Origin of the sequence: Ancylomarina longa (assembly GCF_003996985.1) — a bacterium.
Classification (GTDB): domain Bacteria; phylum Bacteroidota; class Bacteroidia; order Bacteroidales; family Marinifilaceae; genus Ancylomarina_A; species Ancylomarina_A longa.
On the sequence record NZ_RJJX01000249.1, the window covers coordinates 1 to 434 of the forward strand.

Consider the following 434-nt stretch of genomic DNA (forward strand, 5'->3'; position numbering starts at 1 on the left):
CAGAGTCATATGACAGTTCAGAGTTAGATGAAATCCAGAATTCTTGTGAGACAACAGTTCCTAATCAACCGATTTATCAGAATTCTCATGCTATTGTACCAGGTATGACTTTTCCTAATGATTCACATATTTCTAATGAAATTACTTGCAATTCTGAGGAAAATATGTTAAATGAACCTAATCATGATCGGAAACCTGATGTGGTTTGGATAGATGCTGATTTTTCTAACGATCCTACGCTCTGCAATGACAGTCCTAATGAATTTCATGAGAATATTTCAGAAGAATCAATTCCTAATGTCGTATCATATATTACCTCTCCTCATAATGCATTTGATCCTTGTGAAAAACCTGCTCAATGCGAAGCACGAGTACTAAGTGACCTCGAGTTTTATTACATTTCGGATGATTTCATATCAACTGCTGTTTACCCT

Annotated in this window: 1 protein-coding gene; it reads left to right on the forward strand. The window is 35.5% G+C overall.

The window, feature by feature from the left end:
* On the forward strand, positions 1-434 hold a 434-nt coding region (locus DLK05_RS19225; RefSeq protein ID WP_209319968.1), incomplete at both ends, for a hypothetical protein.